Genomic DNA, 3,612 nt, shown 5'->3' on the forward strand with positions numbered 1-3,612 from the left:
GCGGCCGCGATGTGCACCGGCGTCCCGAGCGGCAGCCCGATGTCCTCGACCAGGGCCGTGATCGCATCGTTCGGCAGCCGGATGCAGCCGTGGGAGACCGCGCGCCCGATGGACGTCGGATCATTCGTGCCGTGGATTCCGATGACGGCGTCCCCGCCCGCGAACGAGTCCAGCACGGGCGAGTAGCCCGAGAGGCCGTACGCGTAGGGGCCGTATACGGTGTCGGGCTCCGGGGGCTGCAGCAGCTCGCGGATGAAGTAGGTGCCGCCGGGCGTGGGGAGCTCGTCCTGCCCCAGTCCGATCTCCGTGCTCAGCAGCTCCGTCTCGCCGTCGTAGACCGCGAGCTGGAAGTCCTCGAGCGAGATCTCGACGTGCATGGTGGTCGAGCGCAGCACCACCTGGTCGACGTCGACCCACCCGGTGGTGCCGTTGGGCCGCACGGGCAGGTAGAGCTCGACCCACGGTCCCTGCACCTGCTTGACCAGGAACACGAACGGGGTCTGGTCCGGAACGGTGAGGACGTCCGCCGCCTTGACGGTCAGCTCGTCGGTGCCGCCGGGCGCGTCGAGCACGGTGATCTCGCCCCCCTGGACCTCGGCGACATAAGAGAGATAAGGGTCGGGCACCTCGGGCGAGGAGGTGATCGCCGGCGCGCCGCTCGACCCTCCGCCGGGCGTCGCGGCAGGCGACGCGTCCGGGGCAGGCGCCGACGCGGGCGAACACCCCGCCACGGCCAGCGCGAGCGCACCCACCACAGACCACAGCGCAACGATGCGGCGCATGGAACCTCCCTCAGCTTCCCCCCGGCAGCACCACAGTACGGCCGCTGAGCCTGGCAGGGGTAGCGCGGCCTTACGATGTGCCCAGGGTCCACACGAAGGGGCGTTCATGGAGCTCGACGACAAGGCCGAATGGGCCAATCCCAGTGCCAACCCACGGCTCCGGGATCAGGCGCGCAGGTTCGCCGCCTCCACGTCGAACTCCGTCGCGCTGCGCGGTCTGGTGTGCGTGGTGGCAGGCGGGGTGGTCCTGCTGCTGCCCGGCGCGACCACCACGCTGGTGCAGTTCGTCGTCATCGTGCTGCTCGGCTTCGCCGGCCTTACCGACCTCTTCTACGCGGTCACCGGACGGCGCTGGTTCGGCAAGCGCATCAGCCGCTGGCTGGCCGCGCCTCGCGGCCTGGTGGGGACGAGCTTCGCCGCGCTGCTGGCTCTCATGGCGTACGCGGGCATCGGCGATCTCAGCCTCCGGCTGGTGGTGGGCCTGGTCGGCATCTACGTGGGCATCCGCGGCGCGATCGTGATCATCTCGGCGGTGTTGAAGCGCAAGGAACGCGACCCCCTGCCCGGACTCGCCGGCGGGTCCATCGCCGTGGTCATGGGCGTGCTCGCCTACATGGTGCCGTCCTCCATCAGCAACACCGTGATCATCGCCGCCGCGACCGGGTCGCTCGTGGTCGGGTTCGTGCTGATCTCCTGGAGCCTCCGCCGCACCTCCCGGGGCCACGGGCTGGACCCCGCGACCGCGTCGATCCCGGACGTGCTGTGGGACTGGATCGAGGGATCCGACATCGGTCGCAAGGAGCGGGCCGATCAATCCGAGGGACTCTATTTCGAGCGACCCGAGCGCCTGACCAAGCTGGGCACGTGGTGGGTGATGCTGGTGCTCTCCGTCGCGATCGCCACCTTCGCCGTGCTCGCGGACTCCACCGCGGTGGTCATCGGCGCGATGCTGGTCGCTCCCCTGATGGTCCCGATCCTGGGACTCGCGGGAGCCCTGGTCAACGGTTGGCGCCGGCGCGCCTTCCAGTCCGCGACCATGGTGATCTCCGGTGCGATCGTGGCCATCGCCCTCTCCTACGGCATCACGGCGTGGGCGCCGGTGGCCGTGTCCTTCAGCACCAACTCGCAGATCGTGTCTCGCGTGACACCCAACACCGTCGACATGCTCATCGCGCTCGCCGCGGGCGCGGCGGGCGCCTTCGCCACCGTGAATGCACGCGTGGCCGCGGGCATCGCCGGCGTCGCGATCGCCGTGGCGCTGGTGCCGCCGCTCGCGGTCGTGGGCGTCAGCCTCCACGCCGGCCGGTTCGACGACGCTGGCGGCGCCCTGCTGCTCTTCCTCACCAACTTCGTGGCGATCGTGCTCGCCGCATCGGCCGTGTTCGTCATCACCGGCTTCGCGCGGCCGTACGTGCTCCGCAACCGGCCCCGCCAGATCCTGCTCACCGTCGCGCCCTTCATCGCACTCGCCGGAATCATCCTGATCCCGCTCATGCTCACGTCCGAGGGACTCCTGACCACCGACACCCGGGAGCGAGACGCTCAGAGGACGGTCGAGGAGTGGCTGGGCGACGACAGCGAGTTCGTGGTCACGGACGTGTCCTTAACCGAGGGCTCCGTCTCGGTGTCGATCTCCGGGCCCGGCGACGCTCCCTCGGCGAGCGCGCTGCGCGACGCACTGCAGGACAACTTCATCCGGCCCGTGGGGCTGGAGCTCACGGTGATCCCCATCGAGGTCACCACGATCGCGCCGCCCGCGGGCTGACGCCGGACGCGATGGCGCCGCGGCTGGCGATTCGCCGGCCGCGGCGCCCTGCCCTGAGGCAGCCCGATGCTGAGGGATCAGGTCAGTCGGTGCGGCGCCTCCGCACTCCGAGCACGGCGAGCCCGGCGACCATCAGCGTCATCGCGAGCAGGAGCGCTCCGCGGACGTCGAAGCCGGTCTCGGACAGCACCGGAATCTCGCCCTTCGTGGGAATCAGCGTGTTGACCGCCGCGCAGGTCACCGTCTGGCCGAAGCCGGCGACGAAGGTCACCGAGAACGCCACATCGTCGAGGTCCTCGACGCCGTCACAGGTGAGCCGCTGGACATAGCCGTCGGTCTCCGTCTCGGCGATCGTGTAGGTGACGCCCGGGATGAGCGTGGTCCACGTGATCGCCTCGGATGTGACGGGTCCCGTGCCCTCGATCAGCTGCGACGGCACGCCGTCCGCCTCCGGTGCGATCGAGAACATGAAGCCCCAATCGCGGTTCGCCGGGACGCCCTCGACCGTCTTGGTGACGGTGAGCTCCGAGGCGCGGGCCGCATTGGTGGCCGCACAGGTGATCGACTGGCCGAACCCGGCGACGAACGTCACCACGGTGGGAGCGGGGTCGAGATCGTCCACCTCCTCGCACACCAGCGTGCCGTCGTAGTCGTTGGTGACCTGCTCGATCACCGAGTAGGTCTCCCCCGGCACCAGGCCCGTCCACTCCAGCGGGGACGATGTGGTCGATCCCGTCCCGGACGCGGTTTGGAGACCGCCGCCGGTCGCGTCGGGCAGGAGCAGGAAGTCGAAGCTCCACGCGTAGGTGTCCGCGACGCCCGTCACCTCCTTGACCAGCGTGAGCGAGGACGGCTGCGCGGCGTTGCCCGCCTCGCAGGTGATCGACTGGTCGAAGCCGGCGACGAACGTGACCGAGTTGGCCGCATCGTCCTCATCCTGGACGCCCGTGCAGGACAGGGTCTGGTCGTAGTCGCCGTCCGTCTCCTCGGTCACCGTGTAGGTGGTGCCGGGGATCAGGCTCTCCCAGGTGAGGGTGTCGGAGTCGGGTCCGGTGCCGGACGCGG

The 3,612-nt window shown here is 70.1% G+C and carries 3 protein-coding genes; 1 reads left to right on the forward strand and 2 read right to left on the reverse strand.

All coding sequences use genetic code 11. The features are described 5' to 3' along the window. Nucleotides 1-782: L,D-transpeptidase family protein (locus tag Q0L54_RS00860; protein ID WP_296664639.1), on the reverse strand; the 782-nt coding region annotated here is incomplete at its 3' end. Between the two features lie 106 nt (nt 783-888). Here Q0L54_RS00860 and Q0L54_RS00865 point away from each other — a divergent pair. Further along, the gene (locus tag Q0L54_RS00865; protein ID WP_296664640.1) at nt 889-2,547 is read left to right on the forward strand and encodes a DUF389 domain-containing protein; all 1,659 of its coding nucleotides are present in this window, start codon (nt 889-891) and stop codon (nt 2,545-2,547) included. Nucleotides 2,548-2,629: 82 nt separating this feature from the next. On the opposite strand, the gene Q0L54_RS00870 is transcribed toward Q0L54_RS00865, so the two are convergent. Then, nucleotides 2,630-3,612 (reverse strand): hypothetical protein (locus Q0L54_RS00870; protein WP_296664641.1); only part of this gene is annotated, 983 nt, incomplete at its 5' end.

This window comes from Demequina sp. (assembly GCF_024642165.1).
Lineage (GTDB): Bacteria > Actinomycetota > Actinomycetes > Actinomycetales > Demequinaceae > Demequina.

Coding starts and splice junctions, on each gene's coding strand:
- Q0L54_RS00865 (WP_296664640.1), top strand. CDS start 889: ATGGAGCTCGACGACAAGGCCGAATGGGCCAATCCCAGTGCCAACCCA.